Below are 17,047 nucleotides of genomic sequence, written 5' to 3'. Positions count from 1 at the left end.
ACGGCCATCGTATGCGAGGACCCCGCCCAGCCGGGAGGCCTGCCGGTAGGACAGCCATAAGGAGAACGGCCGGGAGTCACGGATGGTGCCGCGCCCCACCCACGAATTGCACGAATTGTGATCACGAACTCACGCAAGGCAAAAGGGATGGCGCCCTCATCCTCCCCCGAGCAGAATCGGCCGATGGACCCCGTCACGCTCACCACGGCCCGTCTTCTCCTGCGCACGGTCGGACCGGACGACACTGACGCCGTGTACGCGGCGGTCCAGGACGCCGAGATCCAGCGCTGGACGACGATCCCGTCCCCCTACCTCCCCGAGCACGCACGCGGCTTCACCTCCCAGCTGGTGCCCGACGGCTGGGCGGACGGCTCGATGTTCACGTTCGGCGTCTTCCTCCCCGAAGGGGAGGAGCTGGTGGGCATGCTCGCCCTCACCATGCGCTCCCTGGGAATGGCCGAAGTCGGCTTCTGGGCCGCCAAGGCCCACCGGGGCAACGGCTACATCACCGAAGCCACGATCACCGCCTCCCGCTGGGCCTTCACCCACATGTCGGTGGACCGCGTGGAATGGCGGGCGGAGGTGGGCAACACGGCATCCCGGGCAACGGCACAAAAAGCCGGCTTCACCATGGAGGGCACCCTGCGCTCGGCAATCAACAACAAGGGAGTACGCCGCGACTGCTGGATCGCTTCCCTCCTCCCGTCAGACGTCGGCCTCCCCTCCACGGCCCCATACCTCCCGCCCCCCACCACACCCGACCAGCCCACCCCCTGAGCCCCCTCCCGCAGCCCGGACCGCGCCCCCCATCCCGCCCGTACTGCTTCTACGTGGGGGTCCCCCTCCGAGGGAGGAAGGGGGGAGAAAGGGAAGGGACGGGTAAGGGCGGCGGTGGCGAGAACCCACCCCCAAACCCCCAGCTCACCCCCACTGTCAGTCCCACCCCCTATCGTGCGGAAGCATGACGAGCAGCCCGCCCCACACCGAACTCTCCGCCGACGAAGCCCGCCGTATCGCCCTACGCGCCCAGGGCTTCCTCGGCACCCCCAACCGCAAAGCAGGCGTCCGCGGCATCCTCCGCCACCTCGGCGCGGTCCAGCTCGACACGATCTCCGTACTCGCCCGCTCCCACGAACTCATCCCGTACGCCCGCCTGGGCGCCGTACCCCGCAAAAAAATCGAGGACGCCTACTGGAGCCCAGCGCCGACGAACCCGCACCCCCACCCCCACGCCTTCGAATACTGGTCGCACGCCGCCTGCATCCTCCCCGTGGAGGAATGGCCCCACTTCGCCTTCCGCCGCCGCGCCTACCGCTCCCGACCCCACTGGAACCACGACCTCCCACCCGACACCTACGAGCAGGTCATCAAACAACTCCGCACCCAAGGCCCGCTCACCGCAACGGAGTTGGGCGGCGCGAAACGCACCAGCGACTGGTGGGACTGGTCCGGCACCAAGGTCGCCGTCGAACGCGCCCTGATGTACGGCGAGGTGGTGTGCGTAGAGCGCCGAGGCTGGAAGCGGGTGTACGACCTGGCAGAGCGAGCCATCCCGGACACACTGCTGCACGACGAACTGGACGACGCCGAATGCCTGCGCCGGCTGGTCCGCCTGGCGGGCCGGTCACTGGGCGTCGGCACCCGCGCGGACATCGCCGACTACCACCGTCTCAAGGCGGAACAGGTCGACGCGGTGATCGCGGACTCGGGCCTGATCCCCGTCACGGTCGAAGGCTGGGGCAAACCGGCCTGGGCCGACCCGGAGGCACTGGAGACACCCGCACGGGGCCGTCACCGCACGACCCTGCTCTCGCCCTTCGACTCCCTGATCTGGGAACGGGCACGCACAGAACGGATCTTCGGTTTCACCCACCGCCTGGAGGCCTACGTTCCCAAGCCGAAGCGCGTGCACGGCTACTTCGCGATGCCGGTCCTCGCCGGCGGCCACCTCGTCGGCAGGGTGGACCCCGCCCGGGAGGGAAACACCCTGGTGGCCAGACAGGTCACCCTGAACGACCCGAAGGCGGTCCCGGCGGTGGCCCAGGCCCTGCTGGAGGCGGCAAGCTGGGTGAACTGCACAAACGTACGAGTGGAACGGATGGACGCCCCGGACCTACGCGCCCCTCTGACAAGGGAACTGACCAAGTCCCTCACCTAGCCCACCACCCGACCACCCAACACCCGACCGCCTTACCGGATCTCGAGGATCTTCTCCCGCATCGCGTAAACCACCGCTTCCATCCTGGAGTGCAGCTGCAGCTTCTCCAGGATGTTGCGCACATGGTTCTTCACGGTGTTCTCGGAGATGAACAACTCCTTCGCGATATCGCGGTTGTTCATCCCGGTCGCGACCAGCTTGAGCACTTCCAGCTCACGTTCCGTGAGCCGTGGCGCGGGCACCAGCCGCCGCTCGTCCGTCCGCTGGATCATCGACTTGAATTCGGTGAGCAGTTTCGACGCCATCGAGGGGCTGATCTGCGACTGCCCGTCGGCCACCGCACGAATGGCCGTGGCCACCTCGTCCGTGGAGATCTCCTTGAGGAGATAGCCGGTCGCACCCGCCTTGATCGCCTCGTAGAGATCGGCTTCCTCATCGCTGATCGTCAGCATGATGATCTTGGCGCTGGGCGCGACCTCCTTGATGGAGGTGCACGCCTCGATCCCCCCGCGCTTCGGCATCCGCACATCCATCAGGATGATGTCGGGCAGCAGGTCGGCGGCCTTGTCGACAGCCTCCGCACCGTCCCCCGCCTCGCCGACGACCTGGATGTCCTCCTCGGCCGCCAGCACGATCTCCAGTCCACGGCGGAAGAGCGCATGATCGTCCACGACAAGGACCCTGATCGGCTCCTTGCGCGAGTTGCCCGCGTCCGGGCCCATGCCGGCGACGCCGTCATCGGCATCCTCGACCTGCATCGGTCCGAAGCTGTCCGCCATCGTTCCTCCCCCTGAAGGCTGTGGCCTGTGGTCCTGTGCCATCGCCAACCCAAGGCAACGACCCACCGGTTGAGCCGTTGCGGCCATGATTCCATGCCCGGGCGTCGGTGCGGTGACAGAGCGGGTCCCGAAGGGGGCGTACACGGGTGCCCCTGGGGGCGCACACGCGCTCCAGGGGCACCCGCTCAGCTGTCACCGGGGGCGGTCAGCCGCCCAGCGTGCCACCCGCCTCGGGGGCGTTCGACTGGTGGGCGACCATCGGGTCCGTGTTGAGGTGGATCACGCCGTAGTCGTAGGCGTGCCGCCGGTAGACGACACTCGGTTCCTTGGTCTCGGAGTCGACGAACAGGTAGAAGTCGTGCCCGACCAGTTCCATCTCGTAGAGAGCCTGGTCGAGTGTCATCGGGGAGGCGACGTGGCTCTTCTCTCGGACGATGAGGGGGCCTTCACCCTTCACTTCCAGCGAGCCGATCCTCTTGACGGGCACGCCGTCCGTGTCTTCCTCGTGGACGGGATGACCATTGCCGTTCAGCGTTGCCGCGTCCGGGACGTGGTCGGCGACCTCGGCGGCTGTGAGCCGGCCGGCGCCTCGGCGGGTGTAACGCTTGTCGTGCTGCTTGCGCAGCCGGGCCTCGAGCTTGTCCGCCGCGAGGTCGAGTGCCGCGTACGGGTCGCTTGCCGCTGCTTCCGCCCGGATCACCGGACCGCGGGAGTGAAGTGTGATCTCCACTCGGTCGGAGCGGTCGGCCTGCCGGGGGTTGGGCTCCTTGGACACCTCGACGTCGAGGCTGATCACCTTGCCGTCGAGCTTCTGGATTCTGTCCAGCCTCAACTTCTCGGCAACGTGCTTCCGGAACCGCTCGGGCACCTCGGTCTTGCGTCCCTTGACGACGATGTCCACGCAGAACTCCGTTCCCGGATCGCTCCGCTTCAGTGGCGAAGCGTCTCCCTTTTGCACCAGGTTCCGGTGTACTCCGGAACCGCGGACTCGGTGACTTCCACCTCCTCCTCCCCCATGGACAAGATCCCCACGCGGCAGGCTGGGGTGATTAAGCAAAACCCGCAGCACGACATTCGAATTTTCGAGGTGTGGCCTGCGGCTTTCCCTCACAACCGAACATATCTCGCCCGGACGGATGTCGTCACCCTCTACTGGCGCGTACCTCCGTTCAAGTGAATTGGTCCTCTCACTACCTGCAACGATGCAAGTTCGCGCTCAGTTCCGGTTTATTTCGAAAGAATCCGGCGTCGCCGCGACCACAGCCGCACAGATCATGCCTCCGAAGGCGCCCGCAGCCACCATTCCCGGCACTCCTGGCCTCCGCTCCACACCCACGGCCGTGGCTCCCGCGCGTCCCTGTCCTCTGCCTTCCCGCCCCGCCTCCGAGTACACCGCGTTTCTCACTCCTCTCGCCTTTCCCACCTCTCCCGACCGTTCCGCCCTCTTCGCCCCTCCCATCTCCTCATACCCGACCGCTTCGCGCACGGCACGCGCGGCCTCGGCCAGCGAGGCCCCGGTCGTCATCAGGTCGTCGACCAGGACGACGGCACCCGCCCCGGCCAGCAGCCGCCCGCCCCCGGCGGCCACACTCAGCGCGTCCGCGAGGTTGTCCAGCCGTTGCCGGGAGTTGAGGCCCGCCTGATCGGCCACGGCACGCCGCTGCCGCAGCACCGCCAGCACCCTGGCCGGTATGCCGGACCCGCGCAGCTCACCCGCCGCGGCGAGCGCGATGCGCCGAGCCGGATCATGCCCCCGGGCCCGCACAGCCCGGCGCGCGGACGGCACAGGCACGAGCAGCACGCCCGTACCACCGCACAGGGCCCCGTCGAGCCCCGCCCGCACAGCTCCCGCCAGCGCCGTCCCGAGTGGCCCCGCGAGGGCCAGCGCACCCCTTTCCTTGTGCGCGAGGAGTACCGCACGCACCTCGTCCTCGTACCGGGCCGCCGCATGCACGACCGGCAGCCCGAGCGGCTCCGGCACCGGTCGCACCCGGCTCGGCGCGGCCCCGTTCAGAGCGCCACGGCACTCCGGGCAGAGCACCGTACGAGGCATTCCGCAGCCTCCGCACTCGGCCGGCAGCACCAGGTCGCCGAGATCCTGCAACCACCCCCGCATGCCCTCCACTGTGCCAACACCGGCGCCACCCGGCCACCCCTGTGGACAACGCCCTGTGGACAACTCCGCACGACCCAAGACCAGCACCCGGAAACGCCGACGGCCCGCCGGAGATCCGACGGGCCGTCACACTTCACTTCCACCCGGGTCGACGAGCCGAACCGGGGAACCGGAGAGCCGTACAACGGGAAAGGCCACTCACCCCGGATACACCGGAGCCGACCCCGCCTTGACCAGCTTCTGCCACTTGGACCCGGACAGCAGCCGCACGATCCCGTCCTCCTCGGAGTACGCCACCAGCGGCAGCCTCTCGTCCTCGGAAGCGGCGATGGCCTTCACGCCGGTCAGCGCGGCCGGCGCCGCCCCCACCGGCGTCGAGCCGTCGACCTGCACGTATCCCATCTGCTGCACGCCGCCCTGCTCACGCCCGACCACCACGAGCCGACTGTCCCCGGCCCACGACATGGCGGTCACCTCTTCCAACTGCGGTGTCACGGAGTGCAGTTCGAGGACCGACACGACCGACCACTCCCCGGCCTTCTGCCCCGCCGCCGCCGTCTTCTCCTGGGACGACCCGCCCGCCGCCGCCGGCCGCTCGTCCCGCTCGATCCGCCCGACGTACAGGGACCGCTGGCCGTCCTTCTCCACGATGAGCGCGATCCGCACCCCGTCGGCGGCCACCCGTACCGCTTCGATACGCCCGTCGAGCCCCGGAGTCCGCACCTCCAGCGGCTCGCCCGCGCCCTTCTCCAGGAGCAGCAGCCGGGGCTTCGCGGGGTTGCGGTCGGCCACCCACAGGTCGCCGTCGCCGTCCCAGCTCGGTGTGGTCAGCCGGTCTGCCTTGGTGGCGCCCTGGCTGGTCAGCACGGGTTCACCGAGCGATCCACCGGACACCAGTGATCCGACGTAGAGCATGGTCCCGTCCGACGAGACCCCGGCCGCGCTGTCCTCGTCGCGGGAGACCGCCGCAGACCGCAGTTGCTTCTCACCCTCGCCGAGAGCGCCCGGCACCGGAGTCACGTCGGCGGCGGCTTCGAGACTGTCGCCGGCCACCCGTACGAGGCGGTGCTTGCCGTCGATGAAGTACTGGAACTCGGGGTGCTGCACCACACCACGTGCGGCGACGATCTCGGCCCGGTCCTTGTCGAGGAGGCACAGCTGGGTGCCGTTGGCACGCTGCAGTGCGACCTCGTCGACCCCTGTGGGAGTCAGGTCCTGGAGCGTGTAGAGGAGTTGGGCCGCCATCTCGGTGCACTTGGCGGACCCGACCCGGCTCGCCTTGTCGTTGAGCGGCACCGTCAACCGGTTCTGGTCGTCGGGGGTCAGCGAGGTGACGCCCTTCTTGAGCGCCGTACCGGTGGGGAAACTCGACCTGACGACCGGTCCCAGCCAGCGCGAGGGGCCCGCCAGCAGCGAACTCACCGTCTGCGTCATCGGGTCGACCTTCTTGCGGACGTAGACCGGATCGGCGACCGACACGGGCTGCCCGTCCGACTCCGTCGGCGTGTTCGACGCGAAGTAGTACTTGTTGACGGACGTGTAGTTGCGCAGGAAGTCCGACTTGCCCATGACGATGCCCGGCGGCAGGTCGTCGATGCGCCACTGCCCGCTCTTCTTATCGCGCGTGAGGTGCAGCGTCTGTCTGTACTTCCCCTCGGCGGGTTCGTACGACTGCTGGGAGTCCAGCGTGGCGAACCGGTCACCGGTCAGCGTGGACGTGTAGTCGTCGTCAGTGTCGTCCCGGCTGCCCGCGCGCACGGGATCGGCGGTGGGCCCCCCGTCCAGCACCGTGGTCGACGCGTCGGGCCGCCACTGCTTCGCGGCACGCGCCGTCAGGTACTTGAGTGCGGTCTCATAATGCGGATCGTCGCTGGTCAGAGCCTCCAGAAAGCCCTGGACGATCTGCCCCGGCGGGGCGTTCTCATGAGGCGGCAGGGCAAACACCCGTACCTGGGCGTCCTGCCGGGGCATGGACTCGACTCCGCGCAGATCCCCGCTGTCGGGCATCGATGCACATCCGGCCAGCAGTACGGCGCCACAGGCGGCGTACACCACCGCGCGAGCCGTTTCCCGCCGCCGACCGTCCCACTCGCGGTCAGCGCCCACGAAATGCCTCCCCTTGCTCGTCCACACGCTCTTGACCGGCATCCGAGAACACCGTGTCCGAGGGCTGCGACTCCGTACCGGACATACCGTCCCGCCGTGCACCGCCGGCCGGGCGCGGCACCACGCGAGCGCCGTTGCCGGGCAGCGCCGTGGGGTCCGCGGTCGGGGTCGGGCCCGCGAGCCTCGGCGCTATCGGCCGCTGTTCCGTGGCCGCAGTCTGCACCGGCACCGTGGCCAGCTTGTCGCCGCCGGCGTACGGCAGACCCGCGTCGTCGAGCCCTCGATGCCGCCGAGAGTCCTTGGGTTCCAGCGGTATCGGTGAGCCCCGCAGATGCTCGTCGGCGGTGCGCGGCAGCGTCAGCCGGAACTGCGAACCACCGCCCGGCTCGCCCCACGCCTGCAGCCAGCCGCCGTGCAGCCGCGCGTCCTCCAGCGCGATGGACAGGCCGAGGCCGTTACCGCCGGTGGTACGCGCGCGTGCCGGGTCGGCCCGCCAGAAACGGCTGAAGACCCGGGTCGCCTCACCGGGCTTGAGCCCGACCCCGTAGTCGCGCACAGCCACCGCGACCGCACCGCCCGCGGCGGCCAGCTTCACGATGACGTCCTTGCCCTCGCCGTGCTCCACGGCATTGACGACGAGGTTGCGCAGCACCCGTTCCACGCGCCGCGCGTCGGCCTCGGCCACGACAGGCTGCTGATCGCCGACGATCCGTACCGTCGTCCCCTTGCGCTCGGCCAGCGGCTCGGCACCGCTCACCACCCGCCGGACGACCTGCCTGAGGTCTATCGGCTCGGCCTCCAGCGCCGCCGCGCCCGCGTCGAACCGGCTGATCTCCAGCAGGTCCGCGAGCAGCGTCTCGAACCGGTCCAGCTGATCGGCGAGCAGTTCGGCCGACCGCGCGGTCACCGGATCGAAGTCCACGCGCGCGTCATGAATGACATCGGCGGCCATCCGTACGGTCGTCAGCGGCGTCCGCAGCTCGTGCGACACGTCGGACACGAACCGCCGCTGCATCCGCGACAGCTCCTCCAGCTGCTGAATCTTCAGCTGGAGAGTCAGCGCCATCTTGTTGAAGGCCTCGCCGAGCCGCGCGATGTCGTCCTCGCCGGTGACCTTCATCCGCTCCTGCAGCCGCCCCGCGGACAGCCGCTCGGCGATCCCGGCCGCCATCCGCACGGGCGTCACGACCTGCCGCACCACGAGCCAGGCGATGGCCCCCAGGAGTACGACGACGAACAGCCCGGCCGTCGCCAGCGTCCCCTTTACGAGGCTCAGCGACTTCTCCTCCTGCGTGAGCGGGAAGATGTAGTACAGCTGGTACGGGTCGCCGTTCGGGTCGTCGACCTGCTTGCCGATGATCAGCGCGGGCTGCGACTCGCTGCCGTTGGTGTAGGTGATACGGGTGTAGCTCTGGGCCATCAGCGTGTTGTCATCGGCCCGCTCGCGCAGCGCCTCGGGCACGCTCGCCGTCGGGTCCACCCCGCCGGAGGCACGCGGCCCGCGCCCGCCGCCGCTGTCGTCGCCCGCCGTACCGATCGGGAGCGTCACGACGTCGAAGGCACCCTGGCCACCGCTGGAGAGGGACTCCACCAGGTCGCTCATCCACTGGATGACGTTCTGGGCGGGCCGGCCGCCCGCGCCGGAACCGTCGTCCCCACCGGCGCTGGCCGCCGCGTCCGCCTTCAGTTTGGCTGCCGCGAATCCACCCGCGGCCTGGCTCTGCGAGGCCTTCACCTTGGCGTCCAGCAGGCCGTTGCGCACCTGCCCGATGACGACGAAGCCGAGCAGCAGGACGACACCGAGCGACATCAGCAACGTCGTGGCGACGACCTTGAGCTGGATGTTGCGCCGCCACAGCCGCATGACGGGCAGCAGCGGCCGGCGCACCCAGCGCATGAACAGCCGAAGGACCGGGCTGCCCTGGACACCGCCCTGGAGCAGCCCGCCCTCGAAGAACCGCCGCCGGCCGGAGCCGGCCCTGCTCACCTTCTGCCGCCCGACAGGCCGCTCCGCGCGCCCCCCGGAACGCCCGGGGGGCGAAGCGGCACTGTCCCCGGACATGTCAGCTCGGTCCTGCCTTGTAACCGACGCCACGGACGGTCACCACGATCTCCGGCCGCTCCGGGTCCTTCTCGACCTTGGAGCGCAGCCGCTGCACATGAACGTTGACCAGCCGGGTGTCCGCCGCATGGCGATACCCCCAGACCTGCTCCAGAAGCACCTCACGTGTGAACACCTGCCACGGCTTGCGCGCGAGCGCCACCAGCAGATCGAACTCCAGAGGCGTCAACGCGATCGACTGCCCGTCCCGCTTCACAGAGTGACCGGCGACATCGATGAGGAGGTCACCTATGGCCAACTGCTCGGGCGCCGGCTCCTCCGACCTCCGCAGCCGCGCCCGGATCCGGGCGACCAGCTCCTTCGGCTTGAACGGCTTCACGATGTAGTCATCGGCACCCGACTCCAGGCCCACGACGACATCGACGGTGTCGCTCTTGGCCGTGAGCATCACGATCGGCACCCCGGACTCCGCCCTGATCAGGCGGCACACCTCGATACCGTCCCGGCCGGGAAGCATCAGGTCCAGGAGCACCAGATCGGGCTTGGACTCACGGAAAGCGGCCAGCGCCTTGTCGCCGTCAGCTACGAAATACGGCTCAAAACCTTCACCACGCAGCACAATGCCGAGCATCTCGGCCAGTGCGGTGTCGTCATCGACGACAAGGACTCGTCCCTTCATAAACGACATCATCCCATTAACTAAATCGTTACCTGTCGTGACCTGTCACACAGCTCTGCCAGCGCCGCAGCCGTCACGGGCGACACAACGCCCGCTTCGGTGACGATCGCCGTCACCAACTCGGGAGGCGTCACATCGAACGCCGGGTTGTACGCCTGGGTCCCCAGGGGTGCCACCGGAATTCCGCCTCCCGCTTCCGCTCCCGCCACCGGTACCTGAGGCACGGCGATCTCCGTCACCTCATGTCCGGCACGCTGTTCCACCTCTATGGACGCCCCGTCGGGGGTGTCCGGATCCACCGTCGTCACCGGCGCCACCACGATGAACGGCACGTGGTGGTACCTGGCCAGCACGGCGAGCGGATAGCTCCCCACCTTGTTCGCCACCGAACCGTCGGCCGCGATCCGATCCGCGCCGATCAGTACCGCGTCCACCTCCCCGGCGGCGAACAGAGAGCCCGCCGCGTTGTCCGTGAGCAAGGTGTACGCCATTCCGCTGCGCGCCGCCTCATACGCCGTCAGGCGAGCACCTTGCAGCAACGGGCGCGTTTCGTCCACCCAGAGCCTGCGCAGCCGCCCCGTCCGGTGCGCAGCCAGCGCAACCGCGAACGCCGTTCCCTCACCACCCGACACCAGTGACCCGGTGTTGCAGTGCGTGAGTACCCGGTGCCCACCGCCGGGCAGCAACTCGTCCAGCAGCGCCAGCCCGTGCACAGCCATCCGCGCACTGGCCTCGGCATCCTCCCGGTGCAGCACCCGCGCCGCGACCAGCGCCGCCCCGGCCGCCTGCTCCCGGTCACCGCTCCTGGCAAGCTCCTCCTCGAACGCCTCCCGCGCCCTGCGCACCCCGACAGCGAGGTTCACGGCAGTGGGCCGGGCCTGCGCCAGCGCGACGGCGGCCTCGTCCACGTCGAAGCCGCGCACGGCGGCGAGCGCGACACCGTACGCCCCCGCGATACCGAGCAACGGCGCCCCGCGCACGGCCAGCGAACGGATCGCCGCCACCAGCGCGGGCGCGTCCGTACAGACCAGCTCGACCTCCTCGGCCGGCAGTCTCGTCTGATCGAGAAGGACCAGCACCGGCCCCTCGGGAGGTTCCTCCCAACGGATCACCGGTATCTCGGTGGACCGGTTGTCCTCGCGGGATTGCGCGTACTGATCAGCCATCCACCCAGTCTGCCCCTTGTCCGCCGGACAATTGAAGGTGTCCAGCCCATACAGGGGCTGATCCCTCCGCGCTCTCCCCATGGCACGATGGCTGCCAACCTGCCGCGAACGCGGACGGGCACCGTGAAGGAGCGACGATGAACGACACTCCGGGCTGGGCCTCGCCCGGATCTGCCCCCTCCGAAGGGCAGCAGCCCGGCGCGTCCACCCCCGCCGACCGCCCCGATCCCGCGCAACCCGCGGACCAGCCGCGCCCCGACACGACCGGCTCCGGCCCGAAGTGGTCCCAGGAACAGCCGCCACCCGCCCAGTGGTCCGCCCCCACAGGCCCCCAGGGCCCCGGTCAGGCACCGCCCCCACCACCGCCTCCCGGCCCCGGCTGGGGCGGCAACCACCCCGGCACCCCGGGCGGCTACGGCGGCCCCGGAGGGTACGGCGGATACGGCCCGCACGGCGGCCACCCCGGCTGGGGCGGCAACTGGGGCGGCCCCCCGCCCGCCGCCAAGCCCGGCGTGATCCCGCTGCGCCCCCTCGGCGTCGGCGAGATCCTCGACGGCGCCGTCTCCACCATGCGCGCCTACTGGCGCACGGTGCTGACCATTTCGCTGACCGTCTCGGTCGTCACGCAGATCGTCGCCGTCCTCGTCCAGGGACTCTTCCTGGACGACAGCACGAGCGTCACCGTCGACAGTTCGAGCGCAAGCCTCGACGAGCTGAGCCGTGAAATGGGAGACGCCCTGCTCGGCTCCGGCGTCATCTTCGTGATCTCCATGATCGGCACCGTTATCGCGACCGCCCTGCTCACGACCGTGACCAGTCGCGCGGTACTCGGCAAGCCCGTGACCATCGGCGAAGCCTGGCGGGACGCCCGCCAGCAGATCCCGAAGCTGTTCGGCCTCATTTTCCTGCTCCTGCTCATCGTCGCCGCCATCTTCACCGTCGGCATCGCACCGGGCCTCCTCGTGGCCCTCGCGGGTTCGAAGGCCGGAGGCGCGGCGCTCGCCGTCCTGGGCGGCTTCGCCGCGAGCATCGTCGCGCTGTGGCTGATGATCCGCTTCTCCCTGGCCTCGCCTGCGCTGATGCTGGAGAAGCAGGGCATCGTGAAGTCGATCAGCCGCTCCACGAAGCTCGTCAATGGCTCCTGGTGGCGGGTCTTCGGCATCCAGCTGCTCGCCTCGATCATCGCGGCCGTCGTGTCGTCCATCGTCGTCGTCCCGTTCACCCTCGTCGCCGGAGCCCTGACCGGGGACGGCATGAGCGGCCTCCTCAATGGCACGGGCAACTTCGGCTGGACGTTCCTCGTCGTCAGCGGCATCGGCTCCGTGATCGGCTCCATGATCAGCTTCCCCATCACGGCGGGCGTGACCGTGCTCCTCTACATCGACCAGCGCATCCGCCGCGAGGCCCTCGACCTCGATCTGGCCCGCGCCGCCGGCGTCCAGGGCTCCGGCGCCCCGAGCGCCACCCCGGGGAGCTGATGCGGTGAGCCTGACGGGGGGATTCCTCACCACGGTGTCGGCGCTGCCGTCCACCGCCGAAGCTGCCGTACGAGCCCTGGTGCGCGCCGGCAGCGCCGCCGTACTGTCGCTGACGGCCGACGTCCCGCCGCTGACGGTCCCGCGTGATCCCGCGCGGGAGGCAGCCCGGCGCGAACTGTCCAAGCGCATGTACCACCAGAACGACCCGAGCCCGCTCGAACGGGCCATGGACGCCGTCTGGGACTGGCTCGACAAGGTGTTCAACGCTGCCTCGACCGCGACCCCCGGAGGAATCGTCGGACTGGTGGTCGTCGTCCTGGCCGTCGTCGCCGTGATCGGCGCCCTGTGGTGGCGCCTCGGCACCCCGCGCACCGGCCCCACCTCCTCCGCCGTGCTCTTCGACGACCGCCCGCTCAGCGCCGCCGAACACCGCGCCGCCGCCGAGGCGCACGCCGTCCAGGGCCACTGGAACCAGGCAGTCCAGGAGCGCATGCGTGCCGTCGTCCGCTCCCTGGAGGAACGCGCGCTCCTCGATGCCCGCCCCGGCCGCACCGCCGACGAGGCAGCCGCGGAAGCGGGCCGCACCCTGCCCGCGCACACCGACCGCCTGCGCACCGCGGCCCGCGACTTCGACGAGGTGACGTACGGCGGACGCGCCGCGAACCCGCAGACATACCGCCGGCTCACCGAACTCGACGACGACCTGGAGCGCACGAAACCGGTCCTCGTGAACACCGTCAGCACCCCCAGCACGGCCCCCAACGCCCGCCAGGGAGCCGCCGAATGACCACCGCGGCCACACTCCACGCCTCCACCTCGGCCTCGCCCACCCCCCGCCAGGTGTGGACCCGCTCGCGAGGCGTCGTACTCGGCGTCGTCATCCTCCTCGTGGGTGCCGTCACGATCGCCGTGATCAACTCCGGCACCCGGCGCGGCGGCCTCGACCCACGTTCCGCCGACCCCCGCGGCAGCCGCGCCGTCGCCACGCTCCTCGCCGACCGGGGCGTCTCCACGCGCGTGGTCACCACCCTCGCCGAGGCGAGCAGCGCGGCCGACGCGGACACGACCCTCCTGATCGCGGCCCCCGATCTGCTGACCGACCGTCAACAGGATCAACTGCACACGGCGACGGAGACCTCCGGCGGACGTACGGTCCTGGTCGCCCCCGGCAGCCCGTCCGTCGGAACACTCGCCCCCGGCGTCACCGCCGACCCCGCGATCAGCTTCCACTCGAAGCTCTCCCCCGACTGCGACCTGCCCGCCGCCCAACGCGCGGGCACCGCCGACACGGGCGGCTTCCGCTACGACACCACCGCCACCGACGCCGACGCGTGCTACCCCAGCGACGGCCTCCCCACCCTCGTACTCGTCCCCGCGGTCACAGGGAACGGCGACACCGTCGTGCTCGGCGCACCCGACATCCTCTACAACGACCGTCTCGACGAGCACGGCAACGCCTCGCTCGCCCTCCAACTGCTCGGTTCCCGCCCCCACTTGGTCTGGTACCTCCCCTCGCTCTCCGACGACTCGCGCACCGACTCCGGCGAGCGCGGCTTCTTCGACCTGCTCCCTTCGGGCTGGCTCTGGGGCACCCTGCAACTCTTCTTCGCCGCAGTTCTGGCCGCCTTCTGGCGGGCACGCCGATTCGGCCCCCTCGTACCCGAACGTATTCCGGTGGCGATCCGCGCCTCCGAAACCGTCGAAGGCCGCGCCCGCCTCTACCGCAAGACCAACGCCCGTGACCGCGCGGCAAGCGCTCTTCGCTCCACCACCCGCACTCGCCTCGCCCCCCTCGTAGGCGTCCCCGTCACCCGGGCGCACGCACCCGAGTCCTTGCTCCCCGCCCTGTCCGCCCAGCTCCAGAACCACAGCGACGGACAGGCCCTGCACGCCCTCCTCTTCGGCCCGCCGCCCGGCGACGACGCCGCCCTCATCTCCCTCGCCGACCAACTCGACGCCCTCGAAAGAGAGGTACGCCGTCCATGATGGACCCGACCACTGACAACGCCGGGATCACCGGGAACCCGGGCACCGCCCGGGCCTCGCTGGAAGCCCTGCGCGCCGAGATCGCCAAAGCCGTGGTCGGCCAGGACCCCGCCGTGACCGGTCTCGTCGTCGCCCTTCTCTGCCGCGGACACGTTCTCCTTGAAGGAGTCCCTGGAGTAGCCAAAACGTTGCTCGTCCGGGCACTCGCATCCGCGCTCGACCTCGACACCAAGCGCATCCAGTTCACTCCGGACCTGATGCCCAGCGACATCACCGGCTCCCTCGTCTACGACACACGCAGCGCGGAGTTCTCCTTCCAGCCGGGCCCGGTCTTCACCAACCTCCTCCTCGCGGACGAGATCAACCGCACGCCCCCGAAGACCCAGTCGTCCCTCCTGGAAGCCATGGAGGAGCGCCAGGTCACCGTCGACGGCACCCCTCGCCCCCTCCCCGACCCGTTCATGGTCGCGGCGACCCAGAACCCGGTCGAGTACGAGGGCACGTACCCCCTCCCCGAAGCCCAGCTGGACCGCTTCCTCCTCAAGCTCACAATCCCCCTCCCTTCCCGTGAGGACGAGATAGACGTCCTCACCCGCCACGCCGAGGGCTTCAACCCGCGCGACCTGCGCGCCGCCGGCGTACGCCCCGTGGCAGGCCCGGCGGATCTGGAAGCGGCCCGCGCGGCCGTCGCCAAGACAACGATCTCCCCCGAGATCACCGCCTATGTGGTGGACATCTGCCGCGCCACCCGCGAATCCCCGTCCTTCACGCTCGGCGTCTCCCCCCGAGGCGCCACGGCCCTCCTCGCGACGTCCCGCGCGTGGGCCTGGCTGACAGGCCGCGACTACGTCATCCCCGACGACGTCAAGGCACTCGCCCTGCCCACCCTCCGCCACCGCGTGCAACTCCGCCCGGAGGCCGAGATGGAGGGCGTGACGGCCGACTCGGTCATCAACGCGATCCTCGCCCACGTCCCCGTCCCCCGCTGATGGCACTCACCGGCCGCGCCGCCCTCCTGGCGGCCCTGGGCTCGATCCCCGTCGGTATCTGGGACCCCGGCTGGACAGGCCTCCTCGCGGTCAACGGCTCCCTGGCAGTCGCCTGCGCCTGCGACTTCGCCCTGGCAGCACCCGTACGCCGCCTCGGCCTCGCCCGCTCCGGCGACGCCTCCGTACGCCTGAGCGAATCAGCGGACGTCACGCTCACGGTCACCAACCCCTCCGGCCGTCTGCTCCGCGCCCGCCTACGCGATGCCTGGCCCCCCAGCAGTTGGCAGTCCGGCACCGAGGTGGAGGCTTCCCGCCACCGCCTGACGGTCCCCGCCGGCGAACGCCGCCGCGTCACGACCCGCCTGCGCCCCACTCGCCGAGGCGACCGCCAGGCCGACCGCGTAACGATCCGCTCGTACGGCCCTCTGGGCCTCTTCGCCCGCCAGGGCAGCCACCACGTCCCCTGGACTGTACGCGTCCTCCCCCCGTTCACCAGCCGCAAGCACCTCCCGTCGAAGCTCGCCCGTCTGCGCGAACTCGACGGCCGCACCAGCGTCCTGACCCGCGGCGAAGGGACGGAATTCGACAGCCTGCGCGAGTACGTCCCCGGCGACGACACCCGTTCCATCGACTGGCGCGCCACAGCCCGCCAAACCACCGTCGCCGTACGCACCTGGCGCCCCGAGCGAGACCGCCACATCCTCCTGGTCCTCGACACCGGCCGTACCTCAGCAGGCCGCGTTGGCGACGTCCCCCGACTGGACGCCTCCATGGACGCGGCTCTCCTCCTCGCAGCCCTGGCCTCCCGCGCAGGCGACCGCGTGGACCTCCTCGCGTACGACCGCCGAGTACGAGCCCTGGTGCAGGGCCGCGCCGCAGCCGACGTCCTCCCGTCCCTGGTCAACGCGATGGCCGGCGTGGAACCCGAACTCATCGAAACGGACGCCCGCGGCCTCACGGCCACCGCACTCCGCACGGCTCCCAGACGCTCCCTGATCGTCCTGCTCACCAGCCTGGACACGGCCCCCATCGAAGAGGGCCTGCTTCCCGTCCTCCCTCAACTGACCCAGCGCCACACGGTCCTCCTGGCCTCGGTGGCAGACCCTCACATCGCAGCCATGTCAGCAGCCCGAGGAAACACAGAAGCGGTGTACGAGGCCGCAGCAGCCGCCCAGGCACAGACGGAACGTCATCGAACCGCCGAACAACTCCGCCGCCACGGCGTCACCGTCGTCGACGCGACCCCGGACGAACTGGCGCCGGCGCTGGCGGACGCATATCTGGCACTGAAAGCCGCAGGACGCCTCTGAATAGTGCCTCTCCTCGAAGGAGAGGCACTATTCCAATTGGCCGGAAACGCAGAAAAGCCCTGTACCGGTGAACCCGGTACAGGGCTTTTCGCAATATTTGTTCGGCGGTGTCCTACTCTCCCACAGGGTCCCCCCTGCAGTACCATCGGCGCTGTGAGGCTTAGCTTCCGGGTTCGGAATGTAACCGGGCGTTTCCCTCACGCTATGACCACCGAAAC

14 protein-coding genes and 1 rRNA gene are annotated in these 17,047 nt (G+C 70.0%); 7 read left to right on the top strand and 8 right to left on the bottom strand.

Going from position 1 to position 17,047, the window contains the following annotated elements; all coding sequences use genetic code 11:
• The first annotated feature begins 183 nt into the window (after window positions 1–183).
• Both G3I71_RS34650 and G3I71_RS34645 read left to right on the top strand, forming a co-directional pair.
• Window positions 184–777, top strand: coding sequence for a GNAT family N-acetyltransferase (locus G3I71_RS34650; protein WP_164321012.1), 594 nt, complete (start codon window positions 184–186; stop codon window positions 775–777).
• A gap of 184 nt (window positions 778–961) precedes the next feature.
• On the top strand, window positions 962–2,158 hold the full coding sequence (locus G3I71_RS34645) for a winged helix-turn-helix domain-containing protein (RefSeq protein ID WP_164321010.1): 1,197 nt from the start codon (window positions 962–964) through the stop codon (window positions 2,156–2,158).
• A 32-nt stretch (window positions 2,159–2,190) separates the two neighbouring features.
• On the opposite strand, the gene G3I71_RS34640 is transcribed toward G3I71_RS34645, so the two are convergent.
• The 7 genes from G3I71_RS34640 to mtnA all read right to left on the bottom strand — a co-directional run bounded on the left by G3I71_RS34640 (window position 2,191) and on the right by mtnA (window position 11,066).
• On the bottom strand, window positions 2,191–2,937 hold the full coding sequence (locus G3I71_RS34640) for a response regulator transcription factor (RefSeq protein ID WP_164321161.1): 747 nt from the start codon (window positions 2,935–2,937) through the stop codon (window positions 2,191–2,193).
• 205 nt (window positions 2,938–3,142) lie between these two features.
• The gene (gene raiA, locus G3I71_RS34635) at window positions 3,143–3,871 is read right to left on the bottom strand and encodes a ribosome-associated translation inhibitor RaiA (protein ID WP_164321159.1); all 729 of its coding nucleotides are present in this window, start codon (window positions 3,869–3,871) and stop codon (window positions 3,143–3,145) included.
• Window positions 3,872–4,153: 282 nt separating this feature from the next.
• Window positions 4,154–5,053 (bottom strand): ComF family protein, encoded by a 900-nt coding sequence (locus G3I71_RS34630; RefSeq protein ID WP_164321008.1) that lies wholly within the window; start codon window positions 5,051–5,053, stop codon window positions 4,154–4,156.
• A 198-nt stretch (window positions 5,054–5,251) separates the two neighbouring features.
• Window positions 5,252–7,159 (bottom strand): LpqB family beta-propeller domain-containing protein, encoded by a 1,908-nt coding sequence (locus tag G3I71_RS34625; RefSeq protein WP_164321006.1) that lies wholly within the window; start codon window positions 7,157–7,159, stop codon window positions 5,252–5,254.
• On the bottom strand, window positions 7,149–9,221 hold the full coding sequence (mtrB, locus tag G3I71_RS34620) for an MtrAB system histidine kinase MtrB (protein WP_239149518.1): 2,073 nt from the start codon (window positions 9,219–9,221) through the stop codon (window positions 7,149–7,151). Before mtrB ends, G3I71_RS34625 begins: the two co-directional genes overlap by 11 nt.
• 1 nt (window position 9,222) lies before the next feature.
• Window positions 9,223–9,912, bottom strand: coding sequence for a two-component system response regulator MtrA (gene mtrA / locus G3I71_RS34615; RefSeq protein ID WP_198539409.1), 690 nt, complete (start codon window positions 9,910–9,912; stop codon window positions 9,223–9,225).
• 8 nt (window positions 9,913–9,920) lie between these two features.
• A complete protein-coding gene (gene mtnA, locus G3I71_RS34610; protein WP_164321002.1) occupies window positions 9,921–11,066 on the bottom strand; it encodes an S-methyl-5-thioribose-1-phosphate isomerase in 1,146 nt (381 codons plus the stop codon).
• A gap of 137 nt (window positions 11,067–11,203) precedes the next feature.
• Between mtnA and G3I71_RS34605 the strand changes: the two genes are divergently transcribed.
• The 5 genes from G3I71_RS34605 to G3I71_RS34585 are packed head-to-tail and all read left to right on the top strand — an operon-like array spanning window position 11,204 to window position 16,829.
• Window positions 11,204–12,544, top strand: a complete 1,341-nt coding sequence (locus G3I71_RS34605) for a glycerophosphoryl diester phosphodiesterase membrane domain-containing protein (RefSeq protein WP_164321000.1) — start codon at window positions 11,204–11,206, stop codon at window positions 12,542–12,544.
• 4 nt (window positions 12,545–12,548) lie between these two features.
• Window positions 12,549–13,331: a DUF4129 domain-containing protein gene (locus G3I71_RS34600; RefSeq protein ID WP_164320998.1), complete on the top strand. Its 783-nt coding sequence runs from the start codon at window positions 12,549–12,551 to the stop codon at window positions 13,329–13,331.
• Window positions 13,328–14,530 (top strand): DUF4350 domain-containing protein, encoded by a 1,203-nt coding sequence (locus G3I71_RS34595; protein ID WP_164320997.1) that lies wholly within the window; start codon window positions 13,328–13,330, stop codon window positions 14,528–14,530. Before G3I71_RS34600 ends, G3I71_RS34595 begins: the two co-directional genes overlap by 4 nt.
• Window positions 14,530–15,519 (top strand): MoxR family ATPase, encoded by a 990-nt coding sequence (locus G3I71_RS34590; RefSeq protein WP_203732165.1) that lies wholly within the window; start codon window positions 14,530–14,532, stop codon window positions 15,517–15,519. The genes G3I71_RS34595 and G3I71_RS34590 overlap by 1 nt, the downstream gene beginning before the upstream one ends.
• Window positions 15,519–16,829 carry a DUF58 domain-containing protein gene (locus G3I71_RS34585; RefSeq protein WP_164320993.1) on the top strand — a complete coding sequence of 437 codons (1,311 nt, stop codon included), beginning with the start codon at window positions 15,519–15,521 and terminating at the stop codon, window positions 16,827–16,829. Before G3I71_RS34590 ends, G3I71_RS34585 begins: the two co-directional genes overlap by 1 nt.
• Before the next feature lie 99 nt (window positions 16,830–16,928).
• Here the strand turns inward: G3I71_RS34585 and rrf are convergent.
• A 5S ribosomal RNA gene (rrf, locus tag G3I71_RS34580) occupies window positions 16,929–17,045 on the bottom strand.
• Window positions 17,046–17,047 lie beyond the last annotated feature (2 nt).

This window comes from Streptomyces sp. SID12501 (assembly GCF_010550245.1).
Lineage (GTDB): Bacteria > Actinomycetota > Actinomycetes > Streptomycetales > Streptomycetaceae > Streptomyces.
Note: the sequence above shows the minus strand (reverse complement) of the source record. Positions and strands in the feature narration are given on the sequence as shown.